14 protein-coding genes are annotated in these 16,147 nt (G+C 58.5%); 3 read left to right on the top strand and 11 right to left on the bottom strand.

The features are described from left to right. Positions 1–193: 193 nt before the first annotated feature. The gene (locus DXD94_RS05430) at positions 194–1,429 is read left to right on the top strand and encodes a chloride channel protein (protein WP_199568397.1); all 1,236 of its coding nucleotides are present in this window, start codon (positions 194–196) and stop codon (positions 1,427–1,429) included. Positions 1,430–1,635: 206 nt separating this feature from the next. Here the strand turns inward: DXD94_RS05430 and DXD94_RS05425 are convergent, their stop codons facing one another. From DXD94_RS05425 to DXD94_RS05415, 3 genes are all read right to left on the bottom strand, one after another. Then, entirely contained in the window at positions 1,636–2,214 is a 579-nt protein-coding gene (locus tag DXD94_RS05425) for a methylated-DNA--[protein]-cysteine S-methyltransferase (protein ID WP_233503857.1), read from the bottom strand. A gap of 403 nt (positions 2,215–2,617) precedes the next feature. Continuing rightward, positions 2,618–3,643: an aspartate-semialdehyde dehydrogenase gene (locus tag DXD94_RS05420; RefSeq protein WP_117743715.1), complete on the bottom strand. Its 1,026-nt coding sequence runs from the start codon at positions 3,641–3,643 to the stop codon at positions 2,618–2,620. A 173-nt stretch (positions 3,644–3,816) separates the two neighbouring features. Further along, entirely contained in the window at positions 3,817–5,205 is a 1,389-nt protein-coding gene (locus DXD94_RS05415; protein ID WP_117743714.1) for an aspartate kinase, read from the bottom strand. Positions 5,206–5,309: 104 nt separating this feature from the next. Here DXD94_RS05415 and thrC point away from each other — a divergent pair, with 104 nt between their 5' ends. Together thrC and thrB are read left to right on the top strand one after the other, a co-directional pair. Then, positions 5,310–6,827, top strand: coding sequence for a threonine synthase (gene thrC, locus DXD94_RS05410; protein ID WP_117635681.1), 1,518 nt, complete (start codon positions 5,310–5,312; stop codon positions 6,825–6,827). A 208-nt stretch (positions 6,828–7,035) separates the two neighbouring features. Then, positions 7,036–7,917: a homoserine kinase gene (thrB, locus tag DXD94_RS05405; RefSeq protein WP_117763458.1), complete on the top strand. Its 882-nt coding sequence runs from the start codon at positions 7,036–7,038 to the stop codon at positions 7,915–7,917. A 283-nt stretch (positions 7,918–8,200) separates the two neighbouring features. Here the strand turns inward: thrB and DXD94_RS05400 are convergent, their stop codons facing one another. The 8 genes from DXD94_RS05400 to DXD94_RS05365 form a co-directional block, all read right to left on the bottom strand. Continuing rightward, positions 8,201–8,833, bottom strand: coding sequence for a helix-turn-helix transcriptional regulator (locus DXD94_RS05400; RefSeq protein ID WP_117763457.1), 633 nt, complete (start codon positions 8,831–8,833; stop codon positions 8,201–8,203). Between the two features lie 31 nt (positions 8,834–8,864). Beyond that, on the bottom strand, positions 8,865–9,548 hold the full coding sequence (locus DXD94_RS05395) for a DUF3990 domain-containing protein (protein ID WP_117763456.1): 684 nt from the start codon (positions 9,546–9,548) through the stop codon (positions 8,865–8,867). A gap of 93 nt (positions 9,549–9,641) precedes the next feature. After that, positions 9,642–10,232: a ribosome biogenesis GTP-binding protein YihA/YsxC gene (gene yihA, locus DXD94_RS05390; RefSeq protein WP_006234871.1), complete on the bottom strand. Its 591-nt coding sequence runs from the start codon at positions 10,230–10,232 to the stop codon at positions 9,642–9,644. A 39-nt stretch (positions 10,233–10,271) separates the two neighbouring features. Beyond that, positions 10,272–11,012 carry a 5'-methylthioadenosine/S-adenosylhomocysteine nucleosidase gene (mtnN, locus tag DXD94_RS05385; protein WP_117763455.1) on the bottom strand — a complete coding sequence of 247 codons (741 nt, stop codon included), beginning with the start codon at positions 11,010–11,012 and terminating at the stop codon, positions 10,272–10,274. Between the two features lie 78 nt (positions 11,013–11,090). Beyond that, complete coding sequence (locus tag DXD94_RS05380) at positions 11,091–12,209, bottom strand: serine hydrolase (RefSeq protein ID WP_117763454.1); 1,119 nt, start codon at positions 12,207–12,209, stop codon at positions 11,091–11,093. A gap of 316 nt (positions 12,210–12,525) precedes the next feature. Further along, positions 12,526–13,344 (bottom strand): pyruvate formate-lyase-activating protein, encoded by an 819-nt coding sequence (pflA, locus tag DXD94_RS05375; RefSeq protein WP_117635676.1) that lies wholly within the window; start codon positions 13,342–13,344, stop codon positions 12,526–12,528. Positions 13,345–13,532: 188 nt separating this feature from the next. After that, complete coding sequence (locus tag DXD94_RS05370; protein WP_117763453.1) at positions 13,533–14,387, bottom strand: DegV family protein; 855 nt, start codon at positions 14,385–14,387, stop codon at positions 13,533–13,535. Positions 14,388–14,664: 277 nt separating this feature from the next. Then, entirely contained in the window at positions 14,665–16,107 is a 1,443-nt protein-coding gene (locus DXD94_RS05365; protein WP_158553143.1) for a glycoside hydrolase family 32 protein, read from the bottom strand. Between the last annotated feature and the right edge of the window lie 40 nt (positions 16,108–16,147).

The raw sequence follows: 16,147 nt of genomic DNA, 5'->3' as shown, positions 1-16,147 counted from the left end.
CTATCCAAGTCAACCATTTGACCCAAGCCTCGCCCACCGCTATGATGCCGCTTCGGAATGAATGTCTCCGCTGGGTGCGCTAGCTAAGCTGTCGCGTCACCCTAAACCGCCTTGTTGCTGATGACTTCTGCTGTTACGTGGTGCCTCCTAGGTATCACGCCGCGGCAGGAGTCTTTTTTGTTTTGGAGGAGAAGTGTCAGAAAGCAGCACATCGAGCAGGATTAAACGCCTGGTCAACACCTATAGCGGCCTCGTGCTTATGGGCGCTGTCGGAATCCCCGTCGGCATTATCGTTGGCGCCATCTGCGCGCTCTTTGGTCGCGTGCTTCTGGCGATTGGCACCTTCCGTGACGAGCACATCACTCTGCTCCTTCCCCTCCTCGCCCTCGCGGGCCTTGCCATCGTGTTTGCCTACCGCACTTGGGGCAAAGGCACCGAACGCGGCATGAGCTTAGTATTCGACGTAGGCCACGGGCGCGAAGACGCTATCTCCCCGCGCTTGGTGCCGCTCATTATGCTGAGCACGTGGGGAACGCACCTCTTTGGCGGCAGCACGGGACGCGAGGGCGTGGCCGTGCAGATCGGTGCAACCGTCTCACATTGGATCGGCCGACGTTTGCCTTTCCGCGACCCCGGCAACACGTTTTTGCTTATCGGCATGGCTGCCGGCTTTGCCGGACTCTTTCGAACGCCACTTGCAGCCACGGTCTTTGCTATCGAAGTGCTGGTCGCAGGACGCATGGAATACCGCGCGCTGTTTCCCGCGCTTACGGCCTCACTCGCAGCAAGTATGACCTCCGGCGCCCTAGGACTCGAGAAGTTCGAGGTCGCCGTTACCGCCTCGTATGCGCTCGACCTCCCCGGTCTTGGACGGCTAGCGCTGTTGGGTATCGCGTTTGGTATGGTAGGCGGCGCTTTTGCCTGGTGCCTTGCCCATGCCAAGACCCTTGCAGCGCGGCTGTTCCCCAACCCTTACATACGCGTTGCCGTTATGGGCCTTGCACTGTCGGCGATTCTGTTCGTACTGTGGCAGGGGCGATACTGCGGCCTTGGCACAAACCTGATATCGGCAGCGCTGGACGACAACGGCAAGATTGCCATCATGCCTTGGGACTGGGCGCTTAAATTCGCACTCACCATCGCCACGCTTGCCGCAGGATATCAAGGTGGTGAGGTAACGCCGCTGTTCTCCATCGGAGCAAGCCTGGGTGTCGTGCTCGCCGGAATTCTCGGCATGCCCGTCGAGTTCTGCGCCGCGCTGGGCTACGCCGCCGTCTTTGGCGGCGCCACCAACACGCTGCTCGCGCCAATCCTTATCGGTTGCGAGGTCTTCGGTTTCGGTAATCTGCCGGCGTTCTTCATCGTCTGCGTTGTGGCTTACCTATTCAACATGGATAAGTCCATCTACGCCCTGCAGGAGCGGGCGTAGATCGATGTCCAGGCAGGTGGTCTCAACCGGAAACGGCGTCCCACTCTGAGGCTGTATTCCGGGGCACGGTTTCCGCTCGGGACGCCATTCGGAAAGCGCATCCCGCTTTATAACAGAATTCCGGAACGTGGTTTCCGTCTGAGCCTCCATTCGGAAAGCGTGTCCCGTTCTTTCACGGCATCTTGGCTATGCAAAGTGCTCGAGCGTTACTCCTCGTACGCGCCCTCAAGCCGCAGCAGCCACTCCTTGCGGTCAAGGCCGCCAGCATATCCGTTGAGCGAACCATCGGCGGCAACCACGCGATGGCACGGCACAATAATCGAAATGGGATTACGCGCGACCGCGGCCCCCACGGCACGGGGAGACACAACGGGTGCCTCATTTCCCGGCACACGATGTCGAGCCGCAACACGCTGGGCGATCTCGCCATACGTAGCGACCTCGCCACGCGGAATTGAAAGCAGCTCGTACCAAACTTCACGCTGAAACGCCGTGCCAATCATATGCAACGGCGGCGTAAACCGAGGCTCCTGCCCCGCAAAATAAGCATTCAGCCAAGCCCAGGAACGCTCAAGCACCGAAGAAGCCGCACCATTTGCCGGACTCACCGAAGACATCCCACCGGCACCAGAAACCGCATCGGCACCTACGACATACTCCGCATCCTCTTTGAGTAGCGTAGAGCCAAAGTGCTCCTGCCTCTCAAACCAAAGCCCCGTCAAACCGCGGCCATCAGCGGCAAGCAGGATTTCGCCCAAAGGCGAAGCAAACGTCGTCGTGACCACCAGCGGCTCCTTTCAAAACTCCGCAACATAATACCGCGAATTGTGCAGACAACCCCAATCGACCCCAAAGTCACCCAAGGCAGCAGGCGCGAACGCGCCGCAGCTGCCGGCCGAGCCCCACAGTCCCCAAAGGCGGCAGGCGCGAAGCGCCAAGGCCGCCGCCGGGACCAGGGCCCGCAACAACCACGTGCCCCCACATCAGCCCAACGGCCCCAACCAACAACGGCCCCATCGCAGGCCGCGCGCAGCAGCGTCACCGCAGGCGGGGGCCGGGTTTAGTTTTCAGAACACTCCGCAGACCAGTGTGGCGCCTTGTCCGCGGCTCCGAAGGAGCAGGACAAGGCGCCACACATGGTCGAGGACGTTCTGAAAACTAAACCCGGCCCCCGCCGGACAGGTCAACCTACTCGCAGAGCAGCTTAGCGATCTGGACGGCGTTGGTTGCCGCGCCCTTACGGATTTGGTCGCCGCAGCACCAGAAGGTGATGCCACGTGCGGCCTCGGGGTTCGAGATATCACGGCGCACGCGACCGACCCAGATCAGGTCCTGGTCGGAGGTGTCCATCGGCATGGGGAAGCGATCGTGTGCATCCTCGGCACCCAGATCGTCAACCAGCTTGACGCCCGGAGCGGCGGCAAGCGCAGCACGGGCCTCTTCCACCGTGATGTCGCGCTCGAACTCGAGCGTAATGCTCTCGGAGTGCGAGCGCAGCACGGGCACGCGCACGCAGGTGCAGTTCACGCGCAGCTCGGGCAGGTGCATGATCTTGCGGCCCTCGTTTTGCAGCTTCATCTCCTCGGAGGTAAAGCCCTCTTCCTTGACGCCGCCAATCTGCGGAATCAGGTTGCTCGCCAGCTGGGCGGCAAATGCACGCGGCTCGGGAATCTCCTCGCCACGGCCCAGAGCGGCCAGCTGAGCCTCGAGCTCGGCCATACCGGGAGCGCCAGCACCCGAAGCTGCCTGATACGTGGACACGATCATGCGCTTCACGCCGGCGAGCTGATGTAGCGGCCACGTAGGAACCAGACCGATGATGGTCGCGCAGTTGGGGTTGGCGATCAGGCCGTGGTGCCACTTAATGTCATCGGCGTTAATCTCGGGCACGACCAGCGGCACCTCGGGATCCAGACGGAAGGCGTGGCTGTTGTCGACCACAACGGCACCGCGCTTGACGGCCTCGGGCAGCAGCTCCTTGGCGATATCGTCGCCGGCAGCGCCGAGTACGATGTCGCAGCCCTCAAAGGCCTCGGGGCAAGCCTCTTCGATCACAACCTGCTCGCCGCGGAACTCAACGGTCTTGCCCGCAGAGCGCGCGCTCGCCAGCAGCTTGAGCTTACCGACCGGAAACTCCTGCTCGTTGAGGCACTCGAGCATCTGGGTGCCCACAGCTCCCGTCGCGCCCAAAATAGCAACCGTGTACTGTTTCATGCTTCCCCCTTTAAAGGTTGTAGCTATCGCCCGCACGCCAAGCAGGCCGGATATTCTTGCCCAGTTTATACAAGAACGGGGCGGATACAAAACCCGCCCCGTCGAAACGAAACCGAAACGAAACGCCCGGCAGTAGATTTTTGGGACATCCTAAAAATCTACCGGGACGGAAACTACTTGTGGAGTGCGGCCAGAGCGGGATCGACCGGCGCAGGAGCCTCCAGATCGGAGACCTTCACAATGCCGTTCTCGTCGGAGAAGGCTCGGTAGATGGTCTGAATCGCCAGGTCAAAGTCCTTCTCCTCGACACCGATAATGATATTGATCTCGTCACAGCTCTGCGAAATCATGCGCACGCTCACGCCGGCCTGGCCGAGCATGCCAAACAGATGGCCCGAGATACCTGCACGACCGCGCAGGTTACGACCGACGGTAGCAATAAGTGCCAGACCCTCAACCACCTCGATCTCGAGCGGCTCGACTTCCTGTTGAATGTCGCCCACAAGCGAGTACAGCGAATCGTGCACATCCTGCTCCTGCACCACGGCGCCAAAGCGATCGACGCCGGTGGGCATGTGCTCAACGGAAACGTCATAGCGCTCGAACACCGAAAGCGCGCGGCGCATAAAGCCGACGCGGGGCTTGGTGCGGTCGCGGGCCACATTGATGGCGACAAAGCCGCGCTTGCCGGTCACGCCGGTAATGATGGGCTCTGCCTCGCCCTCGTCAGCCGTCTCGCTAATGATGGTGCCGGGGTCCTGCGGCGCATTGGTGTTCTTGATGACCAGCGGAATACCCGCCTCACGCACAGGAAACACGGCCTCCTCGTGCAGGACGCTTGCGCCCATGTACGAAAGCTCACGCAGCTCCTCGTAGGTAACGCGGGCGATGGGCTGCGCCTCGGGCACAATACGCGGATCGGCAGAATAGAAGCCCGAAACGTCGGTCCAGTTCTCGTACAGATCGGCGCCCAGGCACTTGGCCAGAATCGAGCCGGAAATATCGCCGCCGCCACGATCGAGCAGCTTGATCTGACCCTCACGCGTCGCGCCATAGAAACCGGGCATAACAAAGCCGCCCTGCTGACCGTACTCCTGCACCAACTCGGAGGTGCGGTTCATGCTGAGCGTACCATCGTGATGGAATGCAACGACCGTCGCGGCGTCCAGGAACGGCAGGCCCAGGTACTCGGCCATCAGGCGAGCGGTGAAGTACTCGCCGCGGCTCACAAGCTCCTCAGTGGAGTAGCCACCGGAGCGAGCACGCTCGGCAAAGGCCGCAAACTCTTCGCGGATGGGATAGGTGAGCTCCAACTCGTCAGCGATATCAAAGTAGCGCTGGCCAATGTCCTCGAGCAGTTCCTCGCACGACACGTGGTACTTAACGTGCGCGTTAACCAGGTAAAGCAGGTCGGTCACCTTGGTGTCGCCCTTAAAACGGCGACCGCAGGCAGAAACCACCACAAAACGGCGGGCAGGGTCGGCATCGACGATGGCCTTGATCTTCTTAAAGTGTTCGGCGTCGGCGACCGACGAGCCGCCAAACTTGGCAATCTTAATCATGGGCTGGAGGTTACCTTTCTAAAAAGCCTCTGCGAACCTATTTTGCGCGCTCTGATACCATGGTTTCACCGATTGGGACCAAGGCATCCGAGGAGCAGTGTTATATGGGAACTTATCATAGTACACGAGGACGCACTTTATCGTGCTCAAGTAAGGTGGCAATCCGTACTGGCATCGCTCCCGACGGGGGTTTGTTTGTCTCGGACGAGCTCGGCACCCAGCAGGTCGATATCAGCTCGCTTGCAGATAAATCGTACTTTGAAATCGCTCAAGATGTGTTGGGAATGTTACTGAATGATTACACGGCCGAAGAAATTTCGGCGTGTGTCGACGAAGCATACCGCGGCACGTTCGCGAGCGAAGAGGTTACGCCGCTCGTCAAACTCGATGCCGCACCGGGCGCCGACGCCCCTCAGACCTATGTGATGGAGCTCTTTGGCGGCCCCACGAGCGCCTTTAAGGACGTCGCCCTGCAGATGCTCCCCCGCCTGATGGCCCGCACCTCCGCCAAAGAAGGCGGCGCCGAGCGCATCATGATCGTCACCGCCACGTCAGGCGACACGGGCAAGGCCGCACTCGCTGGTTTTGCCGATGCTCCGGGCACGGGCATTACCGTCTTTTATCCCGAGGGCAAGGTCAGCCGCGTCCAGAATCTGCAGATGTCCACACAGGAGGGCGACAACGTCGCCGTCTGCGGTATCCGCGGCAACTTTGACGACGCCCAGAGCGCCGTCAAACGCATCTTTGCCGATAAGGAGCTGGCCGAGCGCCTGGAGGCCGCCGGCACGGTGCTTTCGAGCGCCAACTCCATCAACGTCGGCCGCCTGGTGCCGCAGGTCGTCTACTACTTTGCCGCCTATGCGCAGCTGCTGCGCGCCGCCGCTATCGAGGCTGGCGACGCCGTAGAGTTCTGTGTGCCCACCGGCAACTTTGGCGATATCTTGGCCGGCTACTACGCCAAGCGCATGGGTCTGCCCGTCGCCAAGCTCGTCGTGGCGAGCGACAAGAACAACGTGCTGGCCGACTTCCTGACCACCGGCGTCTACGACCGCAACCGTCCGTTCTTCACGACCATCTCGCCGTCGATGGACATCCTTATCAGCTCCAACCTGGAGCGTATGCTCTACTTCCTGTCCGACGGCGACTGCGAGCTCGTTGCCGGCCTTATGGAGCAGCTTGCCCAGACCGGCCGCTACGAGGTGCCCGCCGAGCTGCTGGCCAAGATCCAAAGTGTGTTTGGCTGCGGTTGGGCCAGCGAGGACGAGGTCCGCACTGCCATCAAGAGCTGCTGGGACGCCAACGGCTACGTGATCGACCCGCACACCGCTTGCGGCTATCACGTCTTTGAGCAGGTCGCCCCCGCCGAGGGCGCCAAGGTCCGCGTGCTGCTTTCGACCGCCAGCCCCTACAAGTTCCCGCGCGCCTGCTGCGACGCCCTGGGCCTCGACGTTCCCGAGGACGACTTTGAGGCCATGCGTGTGCTCGAGCAGGCCACCAACACGGTCGCCCCGACCCAGCTCGCCGAACTCGAATCCAAACCCGTCCGCTTCGAAGACGTCTGTGACGTCGATGAGATGGCCAACTACGTAGAGTCTGCAGCAAAAAAGATGACTACCAACTAAAACCCCTTATAAGGCGCCGGCGAAAGCCGGCGCACTTTCTTTTAATTTGGCTCCCCAGCGCGGTGAGGAGACGGCGTAGGCCGGTTTCACGCTTGTTCCGTCGCGAGTTCCGCACGAGCCGAAGGCCACTAAATGTGGCCTTCGTGCGAGCAGGACTGTCCGAGCAGCGGAGCAAGCGTGAAACCGACCCCCAGGAGGACCAACAGCAATGATCAAGATCACCGTCCCCGCCACCAGCGCAAACTTAGGCATCGGCTACGACACCCTCGGCATGGCCGTCAGCCTCTACTCGCACTTCACCTTCGACCGCGCCGACAAACTCACCATCACGGGCTGCCCCGAGGAGTTCCAAAACGAGAATAACCTGGTCTATGTGAGCTTTGTCGATGCTCTGGCCGCCTGGGGCGAGCCGGCATTCCCCGTCGCTATCGACATTCAGACTGACGTGCCCGTCGCCCGCGGCCTGGGTTCCAGCTCCACCTGCGTCGTCGCCGGCATTATGGCTGCCGCCGCGCTGACAGGCCACACCGTCGACCGCGCCGAGCTCGTCCGCATCGCCACCGAGGTCGAGGGCCATCCCGATAACGTCGCCCCCGCTATCCTGGGCGGCGCCGTCTGCTCCTTTACGCCGACCGACTCGCTGCCCCAGTGCCTGCGCTATGAGGTGAGCGATCGCTTGCGTTTTATTACCGTGATTCCGCCCTACGAGGTGCACACGAGCGAGGCGCGCAAAGTCGTGCCGCAGGAGATTCCGCTCTCCACCGCCGTGTGGCAAATGGGCCGCATCGCCGGCATGACGCGCGGCCTGGAGACCGGCGACCTGGACCTTATTGCCGCCGCCAATGACGACCGCATCCAGGAGCCCTATCGTCGCCGCTTGATCCCCGATTACAACGCCGTGCGCGACACCTGCCTGAACGGCGATGCCAAGACCATCTGGATCAGCGGTTCGGGCTCAACCCTCATGGCCGTAACCGATGACACCATCGTAGCCAAGTTCCTGCAGGTCAAGCTGCGCGAGCAGTTCCCCAAGTGTGATACGCATATTCTGACGTGCGACACGGAAGGCGCCCAGATCGAATACCTGTAGTCGCCGTCCCGTATACTCGCCGGGGAGGCCAGGGGCTTTGCCCCCAAATCGTCCTCGGACATGACAGGACCCCCGCTGCGCACTTCGTGCGGCGGGGGTCCTGCCGTCCTGCGGAAAGATTTGGGGGCAAAGCCCCTGGCCTCCCTACGTTAACTTCGCTGGCGGCGGCTACAGGGACCTTCGCTCTGTAAAAGCGCCGGGCTGATAGTTTGGCTTTTTATTGATAGGGGCTCTTACTAGGCTGGAGCACTTCCTAGAGGCGGGCATCGGCTGTGTGCTTGGTTTAGGCGGCGCTGGATTCTTTGAATTCAAAGACTGGTTCTAGGAGGTCTTCGATGTTGCAGTGGAGGGCTTTTGCTATGGCTCTTACGCTTGTTACCGAAGCTTCATTGATGTTTCTCTGGCGCTGCTCGTACATTTGGATTGAGCGGAGTGACACACCTGATTCGTATGCTAGGTCTTGTTGGGTTTTCTTAAGCTTCTTTCTTGCTAACGCAAGTTTTGTTTGCCTGGACGCTTTCTTCGCCATATCGCAGACGAGGCGAGCCACGCGTTCCTCCGAGGCTTCGTGCCAGGGGTAGTACAGACTGCGCAGCGCATCAAATGGAACGACATGCAGCAAATCTTCGAAAGACTCTCCTAGGCGCCACTGAAGGTATGCCAATATCCAGCCTGTCCAATATTCCGGCGTCTTCTCAAATCGATAGGTGCAGTCCGGTATAGGCCTGTTTTGATAGCCCGACCTTTCGGCGATAAGCGCGAACAGCTCAACGCCCGATTTTCCCGACACTACCCATGCGTTGCCGCGTTCGAACTCGCGAGCTACGCCGCTCAGGCAAAAGAGTTCAGCAACTTCCGATCCTTCTGCTCCATAATCGTTAACGGCATAGTCAAAGCAGTCGCCGAGATTGTTCATTGCATCCTCGAGATAGTAGACGGGATATGTCCTACTCGGCCCACGATCTATTAACTCTTGGATCATTTAAATCAACCCTCCCTGCCATTAAATCCCTAATGTCGATACCTTCGGAATCGAACCCATTGACCGTATCCAGATACTTACGTCGAGCGTTCTGTTCTCGCTCAAATCGTTTGGGATAAAACTCGGCTCCCGAGGCCTGCTTCCAATCGCGGAACCTGATCGCCGAGAACGCGCGCTCACTCATAAGCGCATATTGAATGCCCAAATCCCCCAAAAACATAATGCGCTGCAATTGCCTGAGCGAGATCATGCCGTTGACAAACTGTCTTGCAAACGAAAAGTAGGAATCGTCGGCGCGATAGCCTCGAATAACGTCATAGGGAGAAATATCAATCAGGCAGTTATCCAGCAGATAACGAAGTCCTTCGCGCGCTAGCGGTGTCGAAACATTGAACTCCCTATTGTTAGCCAAAATCGCAAGCCAATTGAGGATTGAGAACTCCCCAGACTCTAAATCCAAGACCGAAAGGCCATCTAAATCAAGCTCATATCGATTGGCAATGCCATCAGACTCGGTCCGGCATGCCCATTCCATTGCCATTTCCTCATGTGGTGTGCAATAAAACCCGCGCCCATAGTCATTGAATTGCCTGCATTTATCCAACGATGGATGCTCGACAACAACCTCCGACCCGTGCCAAAGCTCCATATCGACCTCCTAAAAATATCACCCCAGTGATAGTTTACCAATAACTATCACTGGGGTGATATAGATGAGAGCTTTTGAGGGGCTGCAGCCTTACTAGAGGCAAGCCTCGGCGATGCGCTTTTTTAGTTCGTCGATGCCGGTGCCGGTTTGGGAGCTTGTGATGATTACGTTTTCGGCCGGGACGTTGAGCTGCTTTTTGATGGCTGCCGCCTGACGGGCCTGCTGGGTACGGCTGAGTTTGTCGGCCTTGGTGAGGCAGACGATAAAGTTGAATTCGTTGCCCTGCAGGTAGTCGATCATGTCATGGTCGAGCTTACTGGGATCGTGGCGAATGTCCACCAGCGACACAACCAGGTTAAAGCTGCGCTCGGAGTCGAAAAAGTCGCCGATAAGCTCGGCCCAGCGGTCGCGCTCGGCCTTGGAGCGACGGGCGAAACCGTAACCCGGCAGGTCCACGAAATGCACGTCGTCGGCCTCAAAGAAGTTGATGTTGCTCGTCTTGCCCGGCGTGCTGGAAACCTTGACCAGGTTCTTGCGGCCAAAGAGCTTGTTCATGATAGACGACTTGCCCACATTTGAGCGGCCAACGAAGCTCACCTCGGGACAGGTGGACTCGGGGATCTGCGAAACCTTGCCGTAGCTGGCGACGAACTTGGCAAGCTGATAGTTAATGGAATCGGCCATGGACACTCCTTGGTCGTAGGTTTTTACAAAACGGGCGTGCTATTGCGCGGCGGCGATACGACGAACGATGTCAAGCGTGATGCCGCTCGCGGTGCGAGCGTACTCATCCAGATCGAACTCGCGCTCGCAAAACGCGTCATATGCCTCGTCGCAATTATCGCTGATAGCGCGCAGCACCAGGCAATCGACACCATTCTTGGCCGCGATGTGCGCAATTGCCGCGCCCTCCATCTCGACGCAATCGGCATGCGTGGCCTCAATCGCAGCGTTACGCATGGCGTCACCCGTAACAAAGCGGTCACCCGTGGCGATAGTGCCACACAGGAACTGCTTGGGGTCCTTCTCCGCAGCCGCCACATCCAGCGATTCGTCCACAAACCCATGCTCGGCAAGCACGGCGGCGGCAACATCAGCCAACGCCGGCGTCGAGACAAACTCCTCGAGCCCCGGTGCGGACTCGGCGATAAGCGCGGTATCGGTATCCAGATAGCGTAGGCGTTTGCCAATGACCACGTCGTCGATATGGAGCTTGGGGTTCAAACCGCCCGCAATGCCCGAAAACACAACAGCCTGCGGAACATACTTGCTAATGAGGTGCTGTGTTGCAGCGGCGGCGTTCACCGTGCCCATGCCCGCCGTTGTGGCGACAACTGTCAGGCCGTCGAGCTCACCACTCACAACGGTCAAGCCTGCCTCCCGTGCCTCGCAAACGTCGCTCAGCTCTTCCTTAATCTGCATGATCTCTTTTTCGAGCGCACCGATAATCGCGATGGTAGCCATACCATTCCCCAAACCTATACGAAATTCTCAACCAAGGTATGGTACCAGCATTTTGTTTGACCTCGCCAAACGAACACGCTAAGCCAGTGCAGCTCGCGTATCAAACAGAGCCTTTGCAATCGCAGCCGTAACCTCGCTCGAACGGTCACTCCATGGCATCGATGTCATGACGCTCATGACATAGGTACGGCCATCGATGTCGATGAGGCCTGCATCGCATGTCGAATAGTAACCATCCTCGCTAATCCAGCCTGCCTTGTTGCGCACCAAAACCTGCTCGTCCGCAATGCCATCGCGAATAAACGAGCGCGATGTTGATGCCAGAAGGCCCGACAACCACTGTGAAGTCTCGGTATCCATGCTCAGATACTCGCTCATCTCACGCCATAACCTCGCAGAAGTGCGCGGGCAGTAGGTCGGAAAATCACTCATCGGATCCAGTGCCGTATCGTAATCGATGCCAAGGCCGACAATCCAATCCTCGTAACCGACACGGTCAAACGCCGCACGTAACGCAATAAACGAATCGTTGTCTGAATAAACGACCGCAGCCTCGATCAAGTCGCGTACCGTCTGCCAACCCATGTTGTAGCCACCATAGGTGCCAAGGGAGTCATCGAGTGAAACCTGGCCCGTCTCGACCAGAGATTCGCAAATGTACAACGCATAGAGTGCCTTGTAGCTACTCGCACCGTACACCTCGACATCAGCGTTATACGTCACGCCCTTACCGCCCGACAGGTCGTAAAACACCACGCCCACATCGCCCAGCTCCTGCGCCTGGTCAAGCGCATTCTGGAGTGCGGCGAGGTTCTCATCCTCCAGGGCGAGGATCTGGTCATCAACCAGTGAGAAGGTCTGCACGGTATCGCCTGAGGGAATATCGTTAAAGTCCGCCTTCGAAAGCCCCGTCTTGAGGTTCGCTGTCGACAGGGTTTGACTTGCGGTGACTTTAGATTCAGAGACCTTTTTGTTTTGCGTCTGTACCGTTGACGCATCTGAGTGTGCCATTCGCTCCGACGCGTAGGTTTTGGCGGTAATTCCGAGGATAATAACCGCCGACGTTAGCATCCCAATGGCGGCAATCTTCCTCACGCGGATGCGAGTGTCGGCAAGGCCACGCGAAGACGTGTCCTTCGTCTTATATCTGCTGCCATGCTGCGGCACATACTCGTCCCGCGATGCGATGTTTCGCACGTGGTCTCCTGACTGCTACCGTTTATATACGAGCAGCATGATACCGAGCAGGCATTTCTTTCCAAAGATATTCAGTGGCGTTTAAGGTGTCTTTATAGAAACCACAAGCGTTTCTATGCATTTTTGCCAATTCTGTTGCACATCTCTACCCAAAACGCAGTTGCGGTGAAATAGTTCCTGTTTGGACGGCATAAGCCGAAAAACAAGAACTATTCCACCGCAACTTGACGGGGCTCTTTGGCAATCAACTTGGTGCCCAGGGGCACTCATTTAAGTCTGTCCCCAATGAGTGCCTTTGGGGAGCGAAAATGGCTCGCTAGCCGATGGCGTTTTTGAGTTCGGCGCGGCGCTTTTTCATGCCCGTCATGACGGCGTTGCGCAGCTCGGGCATGCGCGCGGTATCCATCTGGGGCACGCCCTCAAGCTTATAGGGAATGCCCAGTTGCTCGTACTTGGCGACACCCATGGTGTGATACGGCAGCATTTCCAGGCCCACCACGTTGTGCCATGGAGCGATCAGACGACCGAGCGCCTCGCACTCCTCCACCGTGTCGGTAATGCCGGGCACCACCACGTGGCGGATAACGACCTTGATCTTGCGACGTGCAAGCTCATCGCCAAACGCCAAGATGCGTGCGGGATCGCAACCGGTCAGCTTTTTATGCTCAGCCGGATCGGCATGCTTGATGTCGAGCAGCACCATGTCGGTCTCGTTGAGAACGGCATCGAACTTCTCGGGGTGGTTGGGATCGAACGCATAGCCGCAGCTGTCCAAGCAGGTATGCACGCGGCCATCGGGGTTGTTGTGCATTGCACGGAACAGGTCGGCCAAAAACTCAGGCTGTAGGAGCGGCTCGCCGCCGGACACCGTAATTCCGCCGCTGCGATAGAACTCGTGGTTACTCTGGAACTCATCCATGAGGTGCTCGACGGTCACCATCGTGCCGCCGTTGACCGACCAGGTATCGGGATTGTGGCAATACGCGCAGCGCATGGGACAGCCTTGGACAAACACCACAAAGCGGATGCCGGGTCCGTCGACCGTTCCCATCGTCTCGATTGAATGCACGCGGCCAAGGGCAAACGCAGAGTCCTCGGGACGAGCGTCCACACCCTCAAGCGTCATTTCTGCCATTCGCGCTACCTTGCCTCTCCTTGGGTGCAACCAATTAAAATGCCAGAGCCATTCTAGCCCATACGCATGATGGTGAAATGGTTTAGCGGTCAATTGGATTGTTCTATTTGACCCCACGCAAGAGCGGCGGGAGGGTTATCGCAACCCGCCCGCCGCCGTGGCAATAGAAATCGATAGACGCCAGGCCTTTACGCCTTGAGTGTGAGCACCGCGCCGAAGGCGGTCGGGCCGCAATGGCTCGAGATGACGCCGCCGACCTGAGTCCAGGTAACGTCCTTAAAGCCCAGGCCGTGCGCATAGACTTCCATGTCGTCGCGCAATTCCTCGGAAAGGCCTACCGAATACGCCAGGCCAATATGCGAGTAGTCGATCTCGCCCTTCTCTACCATGTGATCAATAAAGGCACGGGCGCACTTGAGCATAGAGCCGCGGAACTTCTTGGTCGCCACGAACTTACCACCCGTCACCTCAATGCAGGGCTTAATCTTGAGCAGATGGGCGCCCAGGAACGCGACGTTGGACAAGCGACCGCCCGCCTTAAGGAAGGCAAGGTCCGTAGGAACAAAGCCCAGCAGCACGCGGTCCATGACGGAGTTCGTAAATGCAAAGATTTCGTCGACGGTGACATCGGGGTGAGCCTCGATGTATTTGGCGGTCTCGACGACAACGAGCGACTGGCCCACCGAGACAAAGCGCGTGTCCATGGAGAACACGTAGTCGCGCCCCTGAGCCGCAATCTTAGAGGACTGATGCGAACAGGTCGTGGCCTCGGAATATGCAAGATGCAAAATAGTCGCGTCGGGTTGCTCGGCATGGATGCGGTCGTACGCATACGCAAAATCCGCTGGCGAACAGCCACTGGTCTTGGGCATCACACCAAACTCGTTGCAGCGCGAATAAATCTCGAGCGGATCGATCGAGCCGTCCTCGACGGTCTCGTCACCAATCGTGACATGCATGGGCACGCGCACGATGCCGTAGCGCTCGCAGAGCTCTGGCGTCACATCCGACCCAGACTCAACCACGATTACATACTTGCCCATTCTTATCACGACCCATCTCGACGTTGGTTTTTTAATATATGACGCACGTCCACCGTCCTGCTGTAGAACGGCCTCCAAGCGCCAAAGAGACGCCGTCCCTTGCACACAACAAAGGACAGCGTCTCCCTGGAAAACTCCGTGCTTATCTGAGATTCTACACGGTTTATTAAGGAGTGTTACTTATTCCGCAAACGGTCGCTATACGCGATAAGCGGTAGCTGGCCGCGGCAACTGCGACACATTCCGCCCAACAAGTCCAATCGTGCTCCATGCACGGTTAATGAGCGAGGCGGTAGAAATCCATCGACGCCGCACCCTCGGCGTTCAGCGCCATCGCCGGAACCGCCGGCGAATAGGTACGGCTCGTAAGTGCCGCCTCGCCACCGTTGGCAAAAATCTCGACCATCGTAGTGTCCGAAAGCACGCGCAGGTCGCGAAGTTCGCCGAGCTCGATCGACCTCTGGTCGCGTCCATAGCCTTCGTCGCCCATATCGAGGGCAAGCATCCCGTCCGTATAACGCACAAAGACACCCTTGCGGATTTCGAGCTCGATCATCTTGGCTCCCTCGCAGGAAACCACGACATCAAACAGGCGTCCCGGCTCCTCAACGGTCTCACCGCCTACAGCACGAACGCAATCGCCGCGCATCCTCTCAATCTCGTGCGCCGGCCACTGGCAGAGCTTGCCGCCGCGCATGCTCAGCTCTCTCGGCATCGTCAGCGCGCACTGCCACCCGCGCGCCGCCGTCGGGCTTTCTGTCGTCGCATCGGGGCAACCCGACCATCCGATCATCAAACGCCGACCCGCAGCGTCCTCAAAGGACTGCGGGGCATAGAAATCAAAACCGGCATCGACCATCGGGGGCATGCCCTTCCCGACGATTTTAAAGCTCGGCGCCTCCCAATCGGCCTCGATGGGGAACCACACGCACTGATGCGGATTGCGGTAACGCCAGCCATCGGCAGGCACACCCTGCGGACAGCAAACGAGAATAAGCTCGCCATCGAGCTCAAACAGATCGGGGCACTCCCACATAAAGCCAAACTTCTCGCCCAACTCAATGCGCGTCGCATAGCTCCAGTCCTCAAGATTGCGCGAGGTATAGACAAGCACGCAGCCACGGTCGTCTTTCGTACGAGCGCCCAGAACCATGTAGTAGATACCGTCGTGTTCAAGGATCTTGGGGTCGCGCACGTGCGTACCGATATCGTCGGGGTAATCGACCGGCCCAACAGCTATGCGCTTCTCGCCCAATTCGTCGGGATTCTCGGCAACCATATGAATCTGGTTTTGCTCACGGCCCGTCAACACGTAGTCGTAATCATCACGGTCAAAATGCTTAACGTTGCCGGTATAGAAGTAGTGAATCTTGCCATCACGTACAAAGGCAGAACCAGAATACGCTCCACTCGAATCCAAATCGGAATCGGGGAACAGCACGGGACCGTGATTCTCGTACGTCACAAAATCCTTTGTCGCCAGATGGTTCCAAAGCACTGGACCGCCATGCGCAGCATCGAACGGATCGTATTGATGATAGATGTGATACGTATCACCAATCTGAACCAAACCATTGGGGTCGTTGAGCCAGCCAAGCTCAGGCTCCACATGGAACAAAAGCCTATCGGGGTCGGACGCGATGCGAGCCGCCGTCTCATCCTGTCCGGCACGCCACTGCTCATAGTCCGCACGCATCACCTTGTTTTTTTGATTAAACATCGCCATTGACCTTCTCGTCTATAGGAAAGGACGCTCGACT

This window comes from Collinsella sp. TM10-22, assembly GCF_003466125.1.
Lineage (GTDB): Bacteria > Actinomycetota > Coriobacteriia > Coriobacteriales > Coriobacteriaceae > Collinsella.
Note: the sequence above shows the minus strand (reverse complement) of the source record. Positions and strands in the feature narration are given on the sequence as shown.